Origin of the sequence: Rhizobium sp. NPDC090275 (assembly GCF_044772225.1) — a bacterium.
Lineage (GTDB): Bacteria > Pseudomonadota > Alphaproteobacteria > Rhizobiales > Rhizobiaceae > Rhizobium.
Window position 1 is genome coordinate 1 of the sequence record NZ_JBIVYL010000017.1, and the last position, 19,406, is coordinate 19,406.

The window sequence follows — 19,406 nt, forward strand, 5'->3', positions numbered from 1 at the left end:
ACGCGCTACTGTCCTGCCGGTGTTTACGAGTGGGTCGAGAAGGACGGGCAGGAGACCTACGTCATCAACGCCCAGAACTGCGTCCACTGCAAGACCTGCGACATCAAGGATCCCAATCAGAACATCAACTGGGTTCCGCCGCAGGGCGGCGAGGGGCCTGTTTATCCGAATATGTGAGACAGCCAAATCGGATTGATAATCAAATCGATGGCGGCGGACGCGTTCTTGCCGCGAAAACCGCCTTCGATGAGGCAGGCGTTGGTGACTAGCTGCCAACGGGTCCTTGCGCCGCTGTCCCGGCGCACAGCGCCTGCCTCAACCTTCACCATGAACTTACCGTCGGACGGCTGCACCGCAGCCGTCCCCCAATGCCGCAGCGTCACCGCTGCTGGCAGCCAAAATCCGGCGTCAGTTCTTCCTGGAGTAACCGAACATCGCTTTGACTTCGAGATATTCCTCTAGCCCAAACGTTCCATTCTGCCGGCCGTTGCCAGACTGCTTGTAGCCGCCCATCGGCGCACGCATGTCTCCGTTGTCGCCATTGAGGAATACCCGACCGGCCCGCAAGGCATTGCCAACCCGCCGTGCCGTCTCAGGCGAACTCGAAAACAGGTAGGCGCCAAGCCCATAGGGCGTGCCGTTCGCGATCTCGATCGCTTCTTCTTCGGTATCATAGGTCATTACCGAGAGAACCGGCCCAAAGATTTCTTGCTGCGCGATGGTCATTGCGGGCGTTACATCGGCAAAGATCGTAGGCTTCACGAAATAGCCTTGAGATTGCCCTTCGGGACGCGACGTGCCACCACATAACAGACGCGCTCCCTCCTTGATACCCAAGGAGATGAGGTGCTGAATGCGCTCGAACTGATTGCGATTAATAACGGGACCGAGAGTCGTGTCAGGAAGCTGCGGGTCACCAACCCTAATCTTGCCGACCTCGTCGAGCATGTAGTCCAAGACCGCTTGCAACTGCTTCCGCTGCACAAGTACACGGCTCGGCGAGTGACAGGATTGACCGGAATTGAACATTCCTCGTGTGACATTCCAGCGCGCAGCTTCCTCAAGATCGGCATCCGGCAGGATAATATTCGCCGATTTCCCTCCCAATTCCTGGACCACGCGCTTCACCGTTGGCGCTGCGTCAATTGCCACCTGAACTCCCGCGCGCGTCGAGCCGGTAAACGAAACCATGTCGATATCGGGGTGAGTGCTGATTGCATGGCCGACAGTTGGGCCGTCGCCGAAAACCAGATTGAAAACGCCGGCAGGCACATCCGCCGCGTCCAATATCTCCGCCAGAAGATGCGCGCTGACAGAAGAATACTCGGATGGCTTGAGAACAACCGGCGTGCCTGCAGCAAGCGCCGAGCAGAGTTTGCCGCAGATCGATTGGACCGGCCAGTTCCAGGGCGTAATCAGGCCCGCCACCCCGATGCTCTCCCGTCTAATGAGCGTGCCTTTCGTAACAACCTCGAACGGGTACTCTTCAATAAGGTCGATAGTCTGCTCTAATATTTGCAGCGGGCTCTTCGTGTGTACATTGACGCTCCGCGGTGCACCGAGTTCACGACTAATGGCCTCCGAAAGGTCAGCCTCGCGCTCCTTGAATGCATTTATAATCCTGCGAAATAAGGCAATCCGGTCTGCTTTGCTAGAACTGGCGAATGCCGGGAATGCGGACCTGGCCGCAGCAACTGCCCGATCGACGTCCGACGCGGAACCCATGGCGAGCGTGGCATAGACCTCCTCCGTGGCCGGATTGATCAAGTCGATCTGCCGGGGCTCGGCAGGTTCGACCCAGCGACCGCCAATATAGAACTTGTCGTAGTGTCTCATATTCAAATCCATCTTCTGGGCCTCGTGGCTGCAATTCACAAAACTTGCGCTCTCGGTGCAGCAAATTCAGTGCCAAAACCGAAGGCTTTCGCAGTCACAAGTCCCTCGGTCCGGACGAGTCACGCGTGTTGAAGTGGATGGATCGAAAGCACGGTCTGTGCACGACGAACTCTGTCACTCAGATGCGTCGTACACTAAGTATCCGAAAACCCGAACGGTGCCTCCATCCGCCGATAGCTGTCGGGAAGTATCTGGCGTCCCAGGGGCGGTTCAGAACGTGCCACGCATTCGGTGCGATGACAGATCTGACATGCGATTCCGATCGGCGTTGGCGCTTGGGTTTGAGGATGATCTACGTTGTAAACCAGCCGATCCGCATACTGTGCCTCACATACGATCGCTACCGCTCGTTCCGCTGACGAGCGACGGTGTCCAATCCCGCCAGCATGGACGGCCTTGGCTACGGAGAAGTAGCGTTTGCCATCAGGCAACTCCAACCACTGCGTGAATACTTGGCGCGGAGACGCAAAGCACTGGTGTACAGTCCACAAGGGGCAACCGCCCCCGTGCAGAGCGAAGGGGAATGAACCGCTATTCAACCTCTTGGAGACGTTGCCGGCAGGATCAACCTTGATGAAGAAGAACGGAATTCTTTCCTGCCCCGGCTTCTGCAACGTCGTGAGCCGATGCGCAGCCTGCTCAAAGCTCACGTTGAACTGCCGCGCCAGCAGCTCGATGTCGTAGCGACGGCTCTCCACTGCCCGCGCGAAAAGACCATAGGGCATTATAATAGCACCCGCACAATACGCGGCTATAGCTCGCGTTGCGAGCTTCGCAGCGTTCGTAGAGTTGAACTGTCCCTCCCCGACGGTCGCTTGGATTTCCTTCTCGAACTCCAGATATGCAAGCTGTTGAGCCATGAGAAAGTTCAGGCTCGATTGTTCCCGACCCTCGTCGACAAGCAGTTCCTTGCGATGCCAATCGAGCCGGCGCAACGACCCCATCATGACCTCGGCGGGGAGATAGCGCACCCTCACCTTATGTTCGCTTTGGAAATAGGATGGCAGACCACCCGCTTCGCTTATCCTTGCCGCAAGCCTTTCTGAGGCTGCGTCCAGCACTGGGAAGAAATTTCGTCGGGCAGACAGAAAGCTGCGGACCTCGGAAATTGGGTCTGCAGCAGGGGTGTCGCCTTGATGAAGACGTTTGTCGGCCAATGCGAATTGTTCTTCCCGGTAAGCTGTATGCAACCTAAGCATCGCCTCGGCAAACCCGGGAAAACTGTGAGCTACATCGGCAATCTCGAGTGGCCCGAAGTCAATATCACTGAGAATTGGATCTCTGATAGCGGACTGGAGACGCGCGACGAGGTCGGGGCCTGAGCTGCTCGTGAAGTCCGAGAAGTCGATCTTGTAGGCCTTCGCGAGCCTCAGCAACGTCTCAGCGGTAACAGGTCGCTGGTTGCGTTCCATCAAAGCGATGTACGAGGCCGATATCTCCAGATCGGCTGCCATTTCGGCCTGCGTCAGCCCGAGATCACGACGCAAGCGTCGAATTCGTGGCCCAAGATATACACCCTGCTTCTCCATACACTCATTACAACATTACAAAGAGACTTTGTAAAGTTTGACAACAAGACACCGCTGACTATCGCAAGCGTAGGGTCGTCACGGTAGTTTCTTCGCAACGCAGCACGAAGACCTTAGGAGGAACCATGTCTTATCAAGCGCTAGTTGAGGAAGCACAGAAACTGATTTCGTCGAATGAGAAGTGGACAGGCGTCAGCGCAGACGCTGTTGCGCGCATGCGTCTTCAGAATCGGTTTCAAACCGGACTGGACATCGCCCGTTACACAGCTGCGATCATGCGAAAAGACATGGCAGCCTATGACAGAGATCCCGCCAATTACACACAGTCTCTCGGATGCTGGCATGGCTTCATTGGCCAACAGAAGATCATCTCAATCAAGAAGCACTTCGGCAACACCGATCGACGCTACCTCTATCTTTCAGGCTGGATGGTCGCGGCTCTGAGGTCCGAATTCGGTCCGCTTCCCGATCAGTCGATGCACGAAAAGACAAGCGTTCCGGCACTGATCGAAGAACTTTACACATTTCTCCGACAGGCTGACGCACGCGAACTCGGGATGCTCTTCCGCGAGATCGACAAGGCACGCGCAAACGGAGACAAGGTCCGCGAACGTCAACTGCAGCACTCGCTCGACAATTTCCAGACCCACGTCGTTCCGATCATTGCCGACATCGACGCCGGCTTCGGAAATGCAGAAGCCACCTATCTTCTCGCCAAGAAGATGATCGAAGCAGGCGCGTGCGCCCTCCAGATCGAGAACCAAGTGTCGGACGAGAAGCAGTGCGGTCATCAGGATGGGAAAGTTACGGTCCCGCATGAGGACTTCGTCTCCAAGATCCGCGCGGTTCGGTATGCCTTCCTGGAACTTGGAGTCGATGACGGCATCATCGTCGCCCGTACGGACTCCCTGGGTGCGGGCCTAACCAAGCAGATCGCTTTCTCTGCAAAAGACGGTGATATCGGCGACCAATACAATTCCTTCCTGGATTGCGATGAGGTCGAAGCCAGCCAGATCACCAATGGCGACGTCCTCATCACTCGCGGTGGAAAAGTCATGCGACCGAAGCGCCTCCGCTCCAACCTGTTTCAGTTCCGCCAAGGCACGGGCGCAGACCGGTGCGTCCTGGACTGCATCAACGCTTTGCAAAATGGCGCTGACCTTCTCTGGATTGAGACCGAAAAGCCGCACATAGAGCAGATCGCCGAGATGGTTGACCGCGTGCGCGAGGTCATTCCCAATGCCAAGCTCGTCTATAACAACTCGCCGTCGTTCAACTGGACACTAAACTTCCGACAGCAGGTCTTCGACGCGTGGAACGAAAGCGGAAAGGACACATCGTCTTACGACCGCAGCAAACTGATGAGCGAGACGTATGATGGCACCGAACTTGCTACGGAAGCGGACGAACGCATCCGCACCTTCCAACGGGATGCAGCGAAACGGGCGGGCATCTTCCATCACCTGATTACCCTGCCAACCTACCACACGGCGGCATTGTCCACCGACAACCTTGCGAAGGAGTACTTCGGTGAACAGGGCATGCTTGGCTACGTTGCAGGAGTACAGCGCAAGGAGATTCGCCAGGGCATCGCGTGCGTCAAACACCAGAACATGGCCGGCTCCGACATTGGAGACGATCACAAGGAATACTTCGCAGGCGAAGCTGCGCTGAAAGCGGGTGGCGAACACAACACGATGAACCAGTTCGCAGCCTGAGCAGTAATAAATCGAAATCTAGCGAGGGGCGCTCCTGCGCCTCCTCGCACCGGGAGGAAAATCAATGCCAACGATCGAAGATCCGAAACCGCAGCCTGAGCGTTCGCGGGCAGTATTCTCGAACGAGGACTTCGAGCTCATCCGAGTTGCTATCCGGCACTACATGCAGGAACTGCGTGACCGCCCGGAGTCCATTAAGTATTCCAACCTCTATCACCGTCTCGGCCGCCTCGGCTGAATGAACGCCCAAGGGCGTGATGGATTGGACAAATCTGATCATGAGTGAGCGCAATCATCTGTGCGACGTTCAAGTGGAGCACGACGAGAGTCGATTGAACCCTGCCGTTTTACAGGAACAGTCGCTGGCGATCGAAGACTTGCTAGAGACGAGTCAATTCGAATTGGTCGGGCGCAATCACGGGCCTTACCGGCTGAAGCTGTCAACTCGTGGCTCCAGACTATCTTTGCATGTTGCCAACGAGGAAAACGTGCTGATTGTCTCGCACATCATGTCTTTCACTCCGTTCAAGGACATCATTTGCGAATATGTCATGATCTGCGAAGCCCATCTGCGGGCATCGATGACGGGCGATCCCTACCGAATAGAGTCGATCGATATGGGCCGGCGAGCCATCCACAACACCGGCTCAGAGCTTTTGCAACAACGGCTGTCTTCGCGGATCAAAACCGACCTCGACACGGCGCGACGGCTGTTTACGGTGATTGTGGCTCCATACACCGTAAGCCTTTTTGCCTGAGAGAGCGATGCTCCTGGCCAACGCGGACGTTTTTGCTGATACCGGTCTCATCTTAGCTTGACACCGGCACGGAAAAACCGCCGGCAGGCTTGCAGCGTTGGTAGCACGATGGAACAAATGTATTCCGCGGTTGGGACTATCGAGCGCGGATCTCCAGCACCGCGGCAGCCTCAGGCGACGTGCAGGACCTCTGCCGACAGAAGCAGAAGGAAGGTATCGTCATCCAGCCGCTCGGCGATCTCGCCGGTGTCGGTAACGTAATCGGTGCGCGGATGCGTTGCGACATCAAGCGCCAAACGCGATGTCAGTATCTGCTCGATAACAACGTAATGCGCGCCCGAGCTGCTCTCACAGTGAAAGCGGTTCGTCTCTTTGTACTGCGCCATGATCAAATTCCTCAAGAAATGACCGTCACGCCGTCAATACTTGGCAGCCGCCTGCCGATAGTCAAGAACACCCACCCTACTCAATAAGTTTTCTGTTAACAGAAGGATCAGTGCAGCGAGCGGCCCGGCTCAATGCGCGGGCTGCTGCTTTGCCCTCGCGACGATCTGCGTTGGGTTGACGAACTGTAGCGCGATCACCAGCCAGAACAGCGTCGTCACCATATAGACGACGGCCATGGCATCGATCGACTGGCCAGCCCGCACGCCGGAGGCAAACACCGCGTAATAGAGCGACACGACGAGGGTCTGCGTGGTCGGCCCGGCGATGAGGAAGGTGAGCTCGAACATCGCGATCGTGCGAACCAGCACCAAGAGCAATGCCGCCAGCATGCCCGGCAAGAGCAGCGGCAGCAGGATACGCACGAACAGGCTGGTGGTGCCAGCGCCGAAGACACGGGCGGCGGCTTCGATGCGCGGGTCGATCTGCTCGATGAAGGGGATCATCACCAGCACCACGAAGGGAAGCGACGGCACGACATTGATGAGAACGACGCCCCAGAAGGTTCCACCCAGTCCGAGTTGATAGAGCACCGTCGCCAGCGGGATGCCGTAGGTCAGCGGCGGAATGAGCAAGGGCAGAAGGAAGAGCAGAATGACCACGCGCTTGCCGGCGAAGTCGCGGCGCGCGAGCGCATAGGCAGTCATCACGCCGAGAATGCCGGAGATGATGACAACGGTGAAGACGATCTCGAAGGTGACGAGGACGACGCTGGAGAGCTGGAATTCTTTCCAGGCGCTGAAATACCATTTGGTCGTCCAGCCGGCCGGCAGCCAAGTGCCGAGCCATCGTGTCGCGAACGAGTTGACGACGACGGCGGCGATGACCGCAAGCAGGTTGAGGACGAAGAGCGTGGCCAGCGCCCATATGGCGAAACGCCAGATCTTCGAGGTGAGGCCTTGGTCGCGGATCATGGTCAGCCTTTCGTGCCGCCGGCGGGGCCGCGGTAGAAGAATGAGCGTGCGCCAAGAACGGCTAGCACCACAGCCAGTTCGACGCCGCCCATGATGAGCGCGATCGCCGAGCCCAGCGAGTGATCATACTGCTCGAACGCGGCCTGATAGGCGGCAATCGAGATGACGCGGGTCGGGCCTGCCGGTGCGCCGAGCAGCACGGCAGACGGAAACACCGCGAACGCCTGCACGAAAGCAAGGCAGAAGGTCACCGCCAGCCCCGGCACCAGCAGCGGCAGGAAAACGCGCATGAAACGCTGCCTCGGCCCGGCCCCAAGCGTGGCGGCTGCCTGCTCGATCGCCGGATCGATGCCGGTGATGTAAGACAGCGTCAGCAGGAAGGCGAAGGGAAAGCCGGTGATCAGCAGCGATGCGAACACGCCCCAGTAATTGTTGGTCAGCTTGATCGGATTATCGATGATGCCGATCATCAGAAGCGTGTGGTTGAACCAGCCGCGTGGTCCGAGAAATGTCAGCAAGCCGTCGGCGACGAAAACGGTGCCGAGCGTGATTGGTAGTACCAGGATGGTCGTCAGCAGACGCTGGCGATGCATCAACCGGACACGGAAAGCGACGGGCACGGCGAAGGCGAGATTGATGATCGTCACCGGCAGCGCCAGCCAGAGCGTCGCGCCGATGGTGTTGTACTGGAAGGGATCGCTGAAGAATTTAGCGTAATTGGCGTACCATGCTCCATCCTTCGGCGTCAGCGAATCCACGACGCCGTAGAGAAACGGATAGACGAACAGCGCGATCATGAAGGCAAGGCCGGGGAGGATCAGCATGGTGGTGCCGTCGAAGCCCCGGGCGGCCAGCCGCGTTCGCAGCGATGGCGCGCTCATCGTGCGCTGTCCCCGAAAACCAGCGCCCTGCCCGCGATCGGCTTCAGCCGGGTCGCCGTTCCGCGAGGCAACGCGTCGTCAGCGCGGAAATAGAGGTCGGATCCGTCGGCCGAGCGCGCCAGTCCGAAGAAGGCGCGGCCGCGATACTCCATGCTTGATACGGTAGCGGCGATCCCCTCGTCGGCTGCCACCAGATCCTCGGGGCGCACGGAGAGGATGGCGGCGTCGCCGGGCTTGAGCGGCGTGCGCATCGTGCCGGTGATCCGCGCGCCGGCGACGTCGATCTCTGCCTCGTCGCCTGAGACCGAGACTACCTTGCCCGGCACCCGGGTGCGAAACCCCATGAAGTCGGCAACGCCGACATTGACGGGGCGCTGATAGAGATCCTGCGGCGAGCCGATCTGCTCGATGTGCCCCTGGCTCATGACAACGATGCGGTCGGCGAGCGACAGCGCCTCGTCCTGGTCATGCGTGACGTAAATCGTCGTCGAGCCGATCTGATCATGGATGCCGCGGATTTCGGCGCGCATCTCCAGGCGCAGCTTGGCGTCGAGATTGGACAAGGGCTCGTCCATGAGCACGATAGGCGGGCGGATGACGATGGCGCGGGCGATCGCCACGCGCTGCTGCTGGCCGCCGGAGAGCTGCCCCGGAAGTTTGTCCGCCTGGCTTTCCAGGCGCACCAGCGCCAAGGCGTCGTTGATCCGCTTGTCGGCCTCCGGTCCCTTGATGCCCTGCATGGTGAGACCGAAGCCGACATTCTTGCGCACGCTCATATGCGGAAAGAGTGCGTAGCTCTGAAACACCATTCCGAACCCGCGACGCTCGGGCTCAAGCTGGTCGATGCGCTTGCCTCCGAGACGGATCTCCCCGCCAGACAGTCCCAGAAGGCCCGCGATGCAGTTGAGCGCCGTGGATTTGCCGCAGCCGGACGGGCCGAGCAGGGCCACGAATTCACCGGGCTCGATCGCAAGATCGATACCATCGAGCGCGTTGTAGGCGCCGAAGGAGCGGCTGAGCCCATCGAGTTCAAGACGCGCGGTGCCGCGCGAAGAGGCCACCGTATTCGCTACCGAGTTCAAACCACTCTCCATGTCACGACGAAAATGGCCGGCACCGGCTATGAAAGCCGGCGCCGGCGATGTCAGGGATCAGCCCTTCTTGGCGCCGATCTTTTCGTCCCAGATCCGGAAGGCCTCGACGAGCTGCTTCGGCTCAAGCGGCACTTCCAGCGGATTATTGGCGATCCAGTCGGCATATTCGGGCCGTCCGAACTCCTTGATCGTGTCCTGGCTTTCCTGTGGTGCCATCTCGATCGTGACGTCCTTGACGGCGGGACCCGGATAGAAATAGCCGGCGTCATAGGCGATCGCCTGCTGCTTGGGCTGCAGGATGTAGTTCAAGACGTCCATCAGCACCGCGATCTTCTCGTCGGAGACGCCCTTGGGGATAACGGCGTAATGCGCGTCCGTGACCCAATGGAAGCCTTCCAGCTTCTGCACCTTCGCCTCGGCGGGAACGATGCCGAGCGCACGCGGATTGATGTCCCAGCCGGTGGTGGAAACGACGATGTCGCGCGTCCCCTCGCCGAGTTCCTTCATCACCTGGCCGGTGCCGGTCGGGTAATATTCGATGTGCTCGCCAAGTGCCGCCAGATATTCCCAGGTCTTGTCCCAACCCTTGACCGGATCGCGCGGATCGCTGTCACCGAGCAGATAGGGCAGGCCCATGAGGAAGGTGCGGCCGGGGCCGGAATTGGCAGGGCGGGCATAGATGAAGCGGTTCTTGTTGGCCTTTGCCCACTCCAGCAGTTCGGGCGCCGATTTCGGCGGCGTGGCGACCTTGTCGGGCATGTATTCGATCAGCGGGCCCGAGGGGTAATAGGTGATGACGATGCCCTGATCCTTGGCGAGCGCCTGCATCTTGAATGCCTGCGGTTGCAGGATCTTTTCGATGTCGGGCAAATCCGCCTTGTGCGCGGCGAGGTCGAGCCAGAGGCCCTGGTCGAGACCGGCGGACAGCGCATCGGTGCCCGTCAGCACCAGATCGATATCGACCTTTCCGGCCGCCTGCTGCGCCTTGATCTTGCCCGGCAATTCAGGTGCCGGCGCCTTGGTGAAGGCGAAGTTCGAGACCCAATCGGCCTTTTCGGATGCATAGGCTTCAAACATGCCCTGCGTCAGCGCCAGATTGCCGGCGACGTCAGCGATGGTGATGGTCACGGGGCTTGCGGGCTTTTTGGCCTGCGCCCAAACCTTGACGGGAAGCATGGCGGCAACGGCAGCACTGGCTGCGGTTCCGACGAATGTTCTGCGGGTAAATTTCATGCTGTTCTCTCCTCCTCTTTTGGCCGCACAGAGCACAACAAATCCGTGCACGTGCGTATCCTGATCCATTTATGCGGTCGGATTTTGTGGCCGGCTTTGTTTGGAACCTCCTGAATTTCTTGCCAGAAACACCGTTCCTCCGCGGTGTATCTTGGCAGCCATGTAGAATTGATATACTAGTATGCACATTCAAGTCAACGTTAGGGCCCTACATGCATCCAGCCGCAGCCACCGCCATTCCCGAGCTCTCGGCGCAGGCCGAGCGGCCGGCAAAGCTGCGGCGCGTGACCACGGCGGACGCCATTTTCGACCGGCTCTATAACGACATCGTCTCGCTGAAGATGCCGCCGGGGATGGCGCTGCAGGAAAAGCGGATCGCCGAGGATTTCGCGGTCAGCCGCACTCCCGTTCGAGAGGCGCTGCTGCGGCTGTCGGAAGGCGGGCTCGTCGATATCTACCCGCAGTCGGGCACAGTCGTGTCGCGCGTACCGGTATCGGCGATCCCCGAGGCTGTCGTGGTGCGCAAGGCATTGGAGGGAACGACAGTCGAGCGCGCAACAGAGATTGCCTCGGCGTCTGATCTGTCCCGCCTCGATGCCATCATCACGCGCCAGCGGGCGCTCTCCATTCTGGGTGACACCTCCGGCTTTCACGAAGAGGATGAGGCCTTTCACGAGGCGATTGCGCAGATTGCCGGCTATCCGGGCATCTGGGGCATCCTCAAATCCGTCAAGGTCCAGATCGACCGTGCCCGGCGGCTGACGCTGCCGGTGCTCGGCCGCATGGAGAATGTGGTCGGCGAGCACGCGATCATTCGTGATGCGATCGCCGCGCATGATGTGGAGGCAGCGCGCGCCGCGATGACGCATCATCTGAGCGCAGTCATCCCTGACGTGGCGGAGCTGCGCACGCGATATCCCGACTATTTCTGCTGACGAACAGCGACACCAAAACAAAAGGCATTGAAGGAGGAAACAGATGCGGCAGGGTTGGAGATGGTTCGGACCGGATGCGCCGGTCGCGCTCGATGAGGTGAGACAAACCGGAGCCACCAACATCGTGTCATCGCTGCACCAGGTGCCGATCGGCCGCGCGTGGACCGAGGCCGAGGTGCGCGAGCGCCAGGCGATGATCGAGACGACGCCACCAGGGCGTTCGCAGCTTACTTGGTCCGTGGTCGAGAGCATTCCTATTCCCGATGCGGTGAAGCGCAAGGGCGGGCAGGCCAAGGCGGAGATCGAGGCTTGGATCGCAAGCCTTGAAGCGGTCGCGGCCTGCGGCATCCCGATCGTCTGCTACAATTTCATGCCCGTCGTCGACTGGACACGCACCGACCTCGACCACGAGATCGACACCGGCGCGACGGCGATGCGGTTCGACCACGAAAAGTTCGCCGCCTTCGATCTCTTCATTCTTCAGCGCAATGGCGCCGATGAGGCCTACTCGCAGGAAGACAAGGCGCGCGCCCGCAAGGCTTTCGACGCCATGTCCGAGAGCGACATCGCCGATATCACCCGCAACATTACCTCGGCCTTGCCGGGATCGACCACCGAACCACTGACCATTCCGGAGTTTCGCGACCGCCTCGCCGCCTATGCCGGCATCGATGCCGGCCGCCTGCGGCAGCATCTCATCGAGTTTCTTGGGGCGGTTGCGCCGGTGGCGGAGGCCCGTGGCGTCAAGCTCACGCTTCATCCCGACGACCCGCCGCGCTCGCTGTTCGGCCTGCCGCGCATCGCGTCCACCGCCGACGATTATGCGGCGCTGTTCAAGGCGGTCCCGTCGCCTGCGAACGGGATGTGCTACTGCACCGGCAGTCTTGGCGTACGCGCTGATAACGACCTGCCCGCCATCGCACGCCGGTTTGCCTCGCGCATTCATTTCGCGCATTTGCGAGCGACCAAACGCGAAGGCGACGGCCGCAGCTTCCACGAAAGCGCTCACCTCGAAGGCGATGTCGACATGGTCGCCGTGCTGAAGGAACTTGCCGCCGAGGACCGCAACCGAAAGGCCGAAGCGACGATCGTTTTCCGCTCGGACCACGGCCACCGCATGCTCGACGACCTCACCAAGACCACCACGCCGGGCTATCCAGCGATCGGTCGCTTGAGAGGGCTTGCCGAGCTACGTGGCATCCTCCACGCACTTGGCGCACCGCCAACCTGACTAGAGTGCGACCACTTCTTACAGAGAGGTGGTGATGCCGCCATCGACATAAAGCGTGTGCCCATTGACGAAAGAGGACGCCGGCGCTGCCAGGAACACGGCGGCGCCGATCAACTCGTCGATGTTGCCCCAGCGTCCGGCGGGCGTTCGCTTTTCCAGCCATGCGGTGAATTCCGCGCTATCGACCAGCGCCTGATTGAGCGGCGTATCGAAATAGCCGGGCGCGATGGCGTTTGCCTGCAGGCCGTGTTTGGCCCAATCGGCCGACATTCCACGCGTCAGGTTCTTCACCGCGCCCTTGGTTGCCGTGTAGGGCGCGATGCCCGGGCGGGCCAATTCACTCTGCACGGATGCGATGTTGATGATCTTGCCACGGCCGCGCGCGATCATGTGCGTTGCGACTGCCTGGCTGACGTAGAAGACGCTGGAAATATTGGTGCGCAGCAGCTGATCCCATTTGTCCGACGGAAACACATCGAGCGGCGCGCGAAACTGCATGCCGGCATTGTTGACGAGGATGTCGATCGGCCCGATATCGCGCTCGATCGCATCGACGGCGCTCTTCACCTCGTCATGATCCGTGACATCGAACATGGAGACATGAGCATCGTGGCCGACCTCCGACAGGCTACGCGATGCTGCGGCGAGCTTGCCGGCGTCGCGGCCGTTGATCACGACCGACGCGCCGTGTTCGGCGAGCCCCCGCGCCAGGGTCAGTCCGATGCCTTGCGACGATCCCGTCACCAGCGCGCGCTTTCCTGTGAGGTCGAACAGCGGAAATGTCATGCCAAGTCTCCATGCAGCCTGATCCGGTCTACATGCGCGCGAAACGCTGTGGCGGCAAGCCACCCGATGCCCAAAAGCATCAGAAGGAAAGATCGAGCGCCCTGCCCTCGAACAATCGATCGCGAGAGCCTTCAAGATGCGATTGCATCAGGTCACGCGCCTCCTCGGCCCGGCCTTCGGCAATCGCCTTGTAGATCGTGTTGTGCTCCTGGAAGACCTGTTCGAGACCTGGTCTTGGCCCCAGCAGGGATAGACCGTGCAGATGCATGCCGACAGCAATATGGGCTTTGAGCGCATCGATCGAGGCTGTGTAATAATGGTTGTTGGCGGCCTCGGTCACGGCGCGGTGGAAATTGAAATCCGCGTCGGTCCGGTGCAGCTGATGGCTCGTGGCTTCCCGGAGATCGGCGAGCGCCGAGGCGATCTTCTGGATCGCGGCCTCGTCGCGGCGCTTGGCGGCGAAATAGGCCGCGGCCGGCTCGATCGTCAGGCGGAATTCGTAGCAGCGCTGGATATCGGCGATCGTCTTGACTGGCGAATAGGAAAGATGCGTCGTCGGCGAGCTGTTGGCGCTGACGAAGGTTCCTGCTCCCTGGCGGGCATAGACCATGCCCTGGTCGCGCAGCTTGGCCAGCGCATCGCGAACGATCGGCCGGGAAACGCCAAGCATGGACGCCAGTTCGTGCTCGCCGGGAAGTCTTGAATCCGGCGGATAGTTTCCGGCACGAATACGCTCCTGCAGCTGATCGAACACGCGGTCCACCAGCTTCATAGGCTTGCCGCGCTCCGGCTTCGGCGCCGGGGTTGCCGGCGCACCGTTTGCTTCATCCACGTCCATTCTCCCCGCCGGCATTGTCTCACGCCGTCTGATTCTGAGGAATCAGTCTTAGCAAACTATCGGAATTCCCAAAGCCCCCGGATTTTACCGCACAACGGAAATGCCGACCATCGACATCGGTCACATCGAACCAGGGTATCCCCGCCTCTATCTCTCCCTTGGGCAGCAAGGTGCGAACACCGAGCGCCCGGAACACCGCCAGCGCCGTATCGCCACCGCCGACCATCAGCATATCGGGCCGCGTCTGCTTGATCGCTGATCTCACGCCCTTGGCGAAGCGATCGGCAACGGTTACCGCGTCCTCCGACATTTCCCCGGTGCAGCACAGGAGCGCCGGCAAGCCCAGTGTTTCTGTCTCATCTAGCGCGCCCATCAGCGCTGAGATCGACGCACGCAAACCGCCCGATGCCTCGAGCTGGGCCATCTGCGCGGCGGTGATCGGGTCGCGGGAGCCGAATGCGAAGAGTGTGTTGCGCGCCGGTTCGAACACAATCGTCGTATCGCGCCCTCTGCGAAGACGACGGGCAATGGCACTGCCGAGGCCGCGCGCGCCGACGGCAAGCGTGGTCTGCCAATCATGCCCGGAGACGAGCCGGTCTAGGTCCGCATCGCTGTCGGCATCGACGACAACAACCCGGTCTTCACGCCCCTCGAAAAGGGCGGCAATCGGCAACGGCGTTTCAACGCCGCGCCCGACCACATGGCCGTCGCGGGTAAAGCGTTCCTGGTCAGGAATGGCCGGGGCGATGGTGATCTCGCGATGGCCGAAGATGGCCGCGATGGCGGCACTTTCGGCCGCCACATTACCCTTCAGCCGGGAATCGATCTTCTTCAGGACGATATCGGGATGTGCGGCAAGAAGAGCGCTGGCCGCGAGGCCGGCCCTTCTCGCCGCTTCCCCCTCCGGGAGGGCGCGCGAAGCGGTGTTGACCACCACCACCTCGCAACCAGTCGCCAGAGCATCGTCGATGGCTTCGATCTCGATCGCCACGGCAACGGAAAGACCGGCGTCGACGAACGGAGTTCCCGTATCGAGCGCGCCGGTTAGATCGTCGGCGATGATCGCGACCTTCAGCGTCATGCAGCCTGTCCCGTGTTGACCGCGTGGCAGGCAACGAGATGGGCGGGCTTGGCTTCCTTCCACTCCGGCACGACCTTGCTGCACACATCCATGGCGATCGGGCAGCGCGAATGGAAGCGGCAGCCGCTCGGCGGATTGAGCGGGCTGGGCACGTCGCCCTGCAGGATCTGGCGGGTGCGGGTGCGCTCGAGCTCCGGATCGGTTTCCGGAACGGCCGACAACAACGCTTTGGTGTAGGGGTGCAGCGGGTTCTCGAACAGCTCCTCGCGGGTCGCGAGTTCCGCCAGGCGGCCGAGATACATGACGCCGACGCGGGTGCTGATATGGCGCACGACGGCAAGGTCGTGGGCGATGAACAGGTAGGTCAGGCCGTATTTTTCCTGCAGGTCGAGCAGCAGGTTGATGATCTGCGCCTGGATCGAGACGTCGAGCGCCGAGATCGCCTCGTCGCAGACGATGAACTTCGGCTGGCAGGCAAGCGCGCGGGCGATGACGACGCGCTGGCGCTGGCCGCCGGAGAGCTCATGCGGATAGCGCTGCGCGAAGCGGGTCGGCAGGCCGACGTCGGTCAGAAGTGCCGCGACGCGATCCTTCAGCTCGGCCTTGGTGCAAAGCTTGTGGAAGAGGATCGGCTCGCCCACTGCCTCGCCGATCGTCATGCGCGGGTTGAGCGTCGAATAGGGATCCTGGAAGACGATCTGCAGGTCGCGGCGGAAGGGCCGCATCTGCTTTTCATCCAGCGTCGCCAGATCCTGGCCCTTGTAGACGACCTTTCCCGAGGTCGCCTTGTAGAGATTGAGGATGGTGAAGCCGGTCGTCGACTTGCCGCAGCCGGATTCGCCGACGAGCGAGAGCGTCTCGCCCTCCATGATGTCGAGATTGACGTTGTCGAGCGCATAGACGGTAGCCGAGCGTTCGCCGAAGGCGCCGAGCTTGACGTGGAAGTGCTTGACGAGATTTTCGACCTTGAGCAGCGGTTGGGCACCCATCACGCGGCCTCCTGCATTTTCTGGACGACGAAGCAGGCGGTGCGGTGGTTTCCGGCGCCTGAAATGGGCTCAAGTTTCGGCACGCGCTCGTGGCAGACGGCTTCCGCCAGCGGACAGCGCGGGGCAAAGGGGCAGCCCTTGGGACGGCGGCCCGGCTCCGGCGGCGTGCCGCCGATCGAGCTCAGACGGCTTGCCGGCGCATCCGACAGCTTCGGGATGGAGGCCAGCAGGCCGCGCGTATAGGGGTGGCTCGGGCGAGCATAGAGCTCGTCGACGGGCGCATCCTCGACCACGGTGCCGGCGTAAAGCACGGCGACGCGGTCGACGAGACCGGCGATCAGCGCCAGATCGTGGGTGATCCAGACGACGGACATGCCGAGCTTGGCGCGCAGGTCCTTCACCAGATCGACGATCTGCGCCTGGATGGTGACGTCGAGCGCCGTGGTCGGTTCGTCGGCGATCAAAAGCTTCGGATTGCAGGCAAGGCCGATCGCGATCATCACGCGCTGACGCATGCCGCCGGAGAGTTCGTGCGGATAAGCCTGCAGCCGCTCTTCCGGACCCGGGATGCCGACGAGGCGCAGAAGTTCGACGGCGCGGGTACGCGCCTCGGCCTTCTTCATGCCGCGGTGGTAGATCAGCGGTTCGCAGATCTGGTCGCCGATACGCATGACAGGGTTGAGCGATGTCATCGGGTCCTGGAAGACGAAGCCGATATCGCCGCCGCGCACTTTGCGCAGTTCCTTGTTCGACATCTTCTGCAGGTCGTGGCCATCAAAGCTCGCCGAGCCCTTGGTGACCTTGATCTTGTTCGGCAGAAGGCGCATCAGGCTGAGCATGGTGAGGCTCTTGCCGCAGCCGGATTCGCCGACGACGCCGAGCGTCTCGCCCTTGTTGACGTAGAGGTCGATACCATCGACCACGACCGCCGGGCCGTTCCTGCCGTCGATCTCGACGGTCAGGCCGCGGACATCGAGCAGTTTCTCATTGGATCGCGTCGTGTTCATTACTTGGAACCCCGAGGATTGAGTGCGTCGTTGAGGCCATCGCCGAGGAAGCTGAAGGCGACCGAGGCAAGGCCGAGGACGGCGGCCGGGGCGGCGAGCAGATGCGGATAGTGCTGCCAGACACGCAGGCCGTCGGAGATCATGTTGCCCCAGCTGGGCGTGGGCGGATTGACGCCGACACCGAGGAAGCTGAAGGCGCTCTCCAGAACCATGGCCGTGCCGAGACCGGCGCTGACGGAGACGATCAGCGGACCAAGCGCGTTCGGAATGACGTAGCGCTTCATGATGATCCAGTTCGACAGACCGAGCGCCTGCGCGGCGGTGATATAGGGACGGCTGCGGATCGACAGGACCTGGGCGCGAACGAGGCGCGCATAGGGCGGCCAGGAGATCAGCGCCATCGAGCCGAAGACCAGCATGAAATCGACCCAAATCGTCTGGCGATAGAAGGGATTGAGGGTCGCCAGATACTGCGCTTCCATCCACTTGGTGATCGGCGACTTCAGCGATGCGTTGATGACGACGACGAGAAGCAGGTTCGGCACCGACATGGTCATGTCGGTCAGCCACATGATGACGCGATCGAACGGGTTGCCGAAGAAGCCGGCGATGGCGCCGAGCAAGGTCCCGATGAAGACCGCGATGACGGTGACGATGACGGCCACCAGGAAGGCCGTGCGGGTGCCGAAGACGACGCGGCTGAAGACGTCGCGGCCGAGATCGTCGGTTCCGAAGAGATGCGTCAGCGACGGAACGGCATTGCGGGCCTGCAGGTCCTGGCTCAGATAGTCATAAGGCGTCAGATAGGGGCCGAAGATCGCGGCGAAGGCCAGAATGAGCACGACAGCGAGACCGAAGACGGCAAGCTTGTTGCGCTTCAGGCGGTACCAGGCGTCGCGCCACAGGCTGACGGGTGCCTCTTCTTGCTGGGCGACGGGAGAGAGAGGGATGGCGGACATGGTCAGCGGCTCCTTCTTGCATCGTTGGCACGCGGATCAAGCAGCGGGTAGAGAACGTCTACCAGAAGGTTCGACATCATCACCAGGAAGGATCCGATAAGCGTGATCGCCAGAATGACGGGATAGTCCGAATTGGTCAGCGCCTGCACGGTCAGGCGGCCGAGGCCGGGCAGACCGAAGACGAGCTCGACGAAGATCGCGCCGTTGACGATGGTGATCATGATCAGGCCGAGCTGGGTGACGACGGGCGTCAGCACCGGGCGCAGGATATGGCGCAGCGCCACCACCATCTCGGGCACGCCCTTGGCGCGGGCGGTGCGGACGAAATCCTCCGACAACACCTCGATGACGGCGGCGCGCGTCTGGCGCACGATCAGCGCGATCGGCTGGAAAGAAAGGACGATCAGCGGCAGGAGAATGCGGACATCGAAGACGCCGCCCCAGCCATAGGGCACCTTGATCATCGGCATCAGCACGATCAAGCCAACCATCAGCAGCGGGCCGGCGACATAGGCCGGGATTGCCCAGAGGAAGAGCGCCGAGCCGAGGATGGTGTAGTCGAGGCGGCTGTTCTGGTTCATCGCGGCGATCATGCCAAGCGGAATGGCAATGACCGTCGTGAGGATGATGGAACAGAGCGCCAGCTTGAAGGATACGGGCGCGGCGGCCGAGACCATGGCCCAGACCGAGCGGCCCGATGTCAGCGAATTGCCGAACTGGCCGTGCAGGAGGTTCCAGATGTAAAGGCCGAACTGCTCGATGAAGGGCCTGTTCAGGCCGGCACTTTCGCGGATGGCTTCGATGCGCTGCGGGTTATAGGCGACATCGCCGGGTGCGCGCAGAAAGATCAGCTTGATCGGATCGCCAGCGCCATAGAAAGCCAGCGCATAGACGGCCAGCATGACGATAAGGACTGACGGAATCCAGATGGCAAACCGGGTTAGCACGTAGCGTAACAAGGTCACCTCCCACCGGTTGGTAGACACGTTTCCGCGCTCACGCGGACATGCGATGTCTTCTTGAAACTTGCGCGAAGGCCTTGCGGTCTTCGCGCGGTTGCTAAGTTGCCCAAAATCCGATTACGGACGGGCTATCTGTTCGTAGGTTTCTGAC

General features: G+C 61.0%; 20 protein-coding genes. 6 read left to right on the plus strand and 14 right to left on the minus strand.

Translation table 11 applies throughout. The features are described from left to right. Positions 1-177, plus strand: a 177-nt coding sequence (locus ACIQUB_RS29295) for a 4Fe-4S dicluster domain-containing protein (protein WP_402935115.1), incomplete at its 5' end; no start/stop codon positions are given. Between the two features lie 231 nt (positions 178-408). On the opposite strand, the gene ACIQUB_RS29300 is transcribed toward ACIQUB_RS29295, so the two are convergent. After that, positions 409-1,836, minus strand: coding sequence for an aldehyde dehydrogenase family protein (locus tag ACIQUB_RS29300; RefSeq protein ID WP_402934919.1), 1,428 nt, complete (start codon positions 1,834-1,836; stop codon positions 409-411). A gap of 194 nt (positions 1,837-2,030) precedes the next feature. Then, positions 2,031-3,425, minus strand: a complete 1,395-nt coding sequence (locus ACIQUB_RS29305; RefSeq protein ID WP_402934922.1) for a short-chain fatty acyl-CoA regulator family protein — start codon at positions 3,423-3,425, stop codon at positions 2,031-2,033. Positions 3,426-3,550: 125 nt separating this feature from the next. Between ACIQUB_RS29305 and ACIQUB_RS29310 the strand changes: the two genes are divergently transcribed. The 3 genes from ACIQUB_RS29310 to ACIQUB_RS29320 all read left to right on the plus strand — a co-directional run bounded on the left by ACIQUB_RS29310 (position 3,551) and on the right by ACIQUB_RS29320 (position 5,901). Continuing rightward, on the plus strand, positions 3,551-5,143 hold the full coding sequence (locus tag ACIQUB_RS29310) for an isocitrate lyase (protein WP_402934925.1): 1,593 nt from the start codon (positions 3,551-3,553) through the stop codon (positions 5,141-5,143). A gap of 64 nt (positions 5,144-5,207) precedes the next feature. Beyond that, positions 5,208-5,381, plus strand: coding sequence for a hypothetical protein (locus tag ACIQUB_RS29315; protein ID WP_402934927.1), 174 nt, complete (start codon positions 5,208-5,210; stop codon positions 5,379-5,381). 40 nt (positions 5,382-5,421) lie between these two features. Beyond that, entirely contained in the window at positions 5,422-5,901 is a 480-nt protein-coding gene (locus ACIQUB_RS29320; protein ID WP_402934930.1) for a UPF0262 family protein, read from the plus strand. A 170-nt stretch (positions 5,902-6,071) separates the two neighbouring features. On the opposite strand, the gene ACIQUB_RS29325 is transcribed toward ACIQUB_RS29320, so the two are convergent. The 5 genes from ACIQUB_RS29325 to ACIQUB_RS29345 all read right to left on the minus strand — a co-directional run bounded on the left by ACIQUB_RS29325 (position 6,072) and on the right by ACIQUB_RS29345 (position 10,467). Continuing rightward, the gene (locus tag ACIQUB_RS29325; protein WP_018901290.1) at positions 6,072-6,287 is read right to left on the minus strand and encodes a hypothetical protein; all 216 of its coding nucleotides are present in this window, start codon (positions 6,285-6,287) and stop codon (positions 6,072-6,074) included. A gap of 129 nt (positions 6,288-6,416) precedes the next feature. Then, on the minus strand, positions 6,417-7,259 hold the full coding sequence (locus ACIQUB_RS29330; protein ID WP_402934934.1) for an ABC transporter permease: 843 nt from the start codon (positions 7,257-7,259) through the stop codon (positions 6,417-6,419). Between the two features lie 2 nt (positions 7,260-7,261). Continuing rightward, positions 7,262-8,140: an ABC transporter permease gene (locus tag ACIQUB_RS29335; RefSeq protein ID WP_047503937.1), complete on the minus strand. Its 879-nt coding sequence runs from the start codon at positions 8,138-8,140 to the stop codon at positions 7,262-7,264. Beyond that, on the minus strand, positions 8,137-9,234 hold the full coding sequence (locus tag ACIQUB_RS29340) for an ABC transporter ATP-binding protein (RefSeq protein ID WP_402934938.1): 1,098 nt from the start codon (positions 9,232-9,234) through the stop codon (positions 8,137-8,139). Before ACIQUB_RS29340 ends, ACIQUB_RS29335 begins: the two co-directional genes overlap by 4 nt. Before the next feature lie 57 nt (positions 9,235-9,291). Further along, the gene (locus ACIQUB_RS29345; RefSeq protein ID WP_402934941.1) at positions 9,292-10,467 is read right to left on the minus strand and encodes an extracellular solute-binding protein; all 1,176 of its coding nucleotides are present in this window, start codon (positions 10,465-10,467) and stop codon (positions 9,292-9,294) included. 212 nt (positions 10,468-10,679) lie between these two features. Between ACIQUB_RS29345 and ACIQUB_RS29350 the strand changes: the two genes are divergently transcribed. Together ACIQUB_RS29350 and uxuA are read left to right on the plus strand one after the other, a co-directional pair. Beyond that, positions 10,680-11,402 carry a GntR family transcriptional regulator gene (locus tag ACIQUB_RS29350; RefSeq protein WP_402934944.1) on the plus strand — a complete coding sequence of 241 codons (723 nt, stop codon included), beginning with the start codon at positions 10,680-10,682 and terminating at the stop codon, positions 11,400-11,402. A gap of 43 nt (positions 11,403-11,445) precedes the next feature. Further along, positions 11,446-12,633, plus strand: a complete 1,188-nt coding sequence (gene uxuA / locus ACIQUB_RS29355; protein ID WP_402934947.1) for a mannonate dehydratase — start codon at positions 11,446-11,448, stop codon at positions 12,631-12,633. Between the two features lie 18 nt (positions 12,634-12,651). Here uxuA and ACIQUB_RS29360 read toward each other — a convergent pair whose 3' ends face one another. The 7 genes from ACIQUB_RS29360 to ACIQUB_RS29390 all read right to left on the minus strand — a co-directional run bounded on the left by ACIQUB_RS29360 (position 12,652) and on the right by ACIQUB_RS29390 (position 19,252). Further along, entirely contained in the window at positions 12,652-13,419 is a 768-nt protein-coding gene (locus ACIQUB_RS29360; protein ID WP_402934950.1) for an SDR family oxidoreductase, read from the minus strand. 79 nt (positions 13,420-13,498) lie between these two features. Next, positions 13,499-14,257, minus strand: a complete 759-nt coding sequence (locus ACIQUB_RS29365) for a FadR/GntR family transcriptional regulator (RefSeq protein WP_018901283.1) — start codon at positions 14,255-14,257, stop codon at positions 13,499-13,501. Between the two features lie 19 nt (positions 14,258-14,276). After that, positions 14,277-15,338 (minus strand): four-carbon acid sugar kinase family protein, encoded by a 1,062-nt coding sequence (locus tag ACIQUB_RS29370; RefSeq protein WP_402934954.1) that lies wholly within the window; start codon positions 15,336-15,338, stop codon positions 14,277-14,279. Beyond that, complete coding sequence (locus ACIQUB_RS29375) at positions 15,335-16,327, minus strand: ABC transporter ATP-binding protein (protein ID WP_402934957.1); 993 nt, start codon at positions 16,325-16,327, stop codon at positions 15,335-15,337. Before ACIQUB_RS29375 ends, ACIQUB_RS29370 begins: the two co-directional genes overlap by 4 nt. After that, positions 16,327-17,334, minus strand: a complete 1,008-nt coding sequence (locus ACIQUB_RS29380) for an ABC transporter ATP-binding protein (RefSeq protein WP_047503954.1) — start codon at positions 17,332-17,334, stop codon at positions 16,327-16,329. Before ACIQUB_RS29380 ends, ACIQUB_RS29375 begins: the two co-directional genes overlap by 1 nt. Continuing rightward, on the minus strand, positions 17,334-18,293 hold the full coding sequence (locus ACIQUB_RS29385; protein WP_018901279.1) for an ABC transporter permease: 960 nt from the start codon (positions 18,291-18,293) through the stop codon (positions 17,334-17,336). The genes ACIQUB_RS29380 and ACIQUB_RS29385 overlap by 1 nt, the downstream gene beginning before the upstream one ends. 2 nt (positions 18,294-18,295) lie before the next feature. Further along, positions 18,296-19,252, minus strand: coding sequence for an ABC transporter permease (locus ACIQUB_RS29390; protein ID WP_026283501.1), 957 nt, complete (start codon positions 19,250-19,252; stop codon positions 18,296-18,298). Positions 19,253-19,406 lie beyond the last annotated feature (154 nt).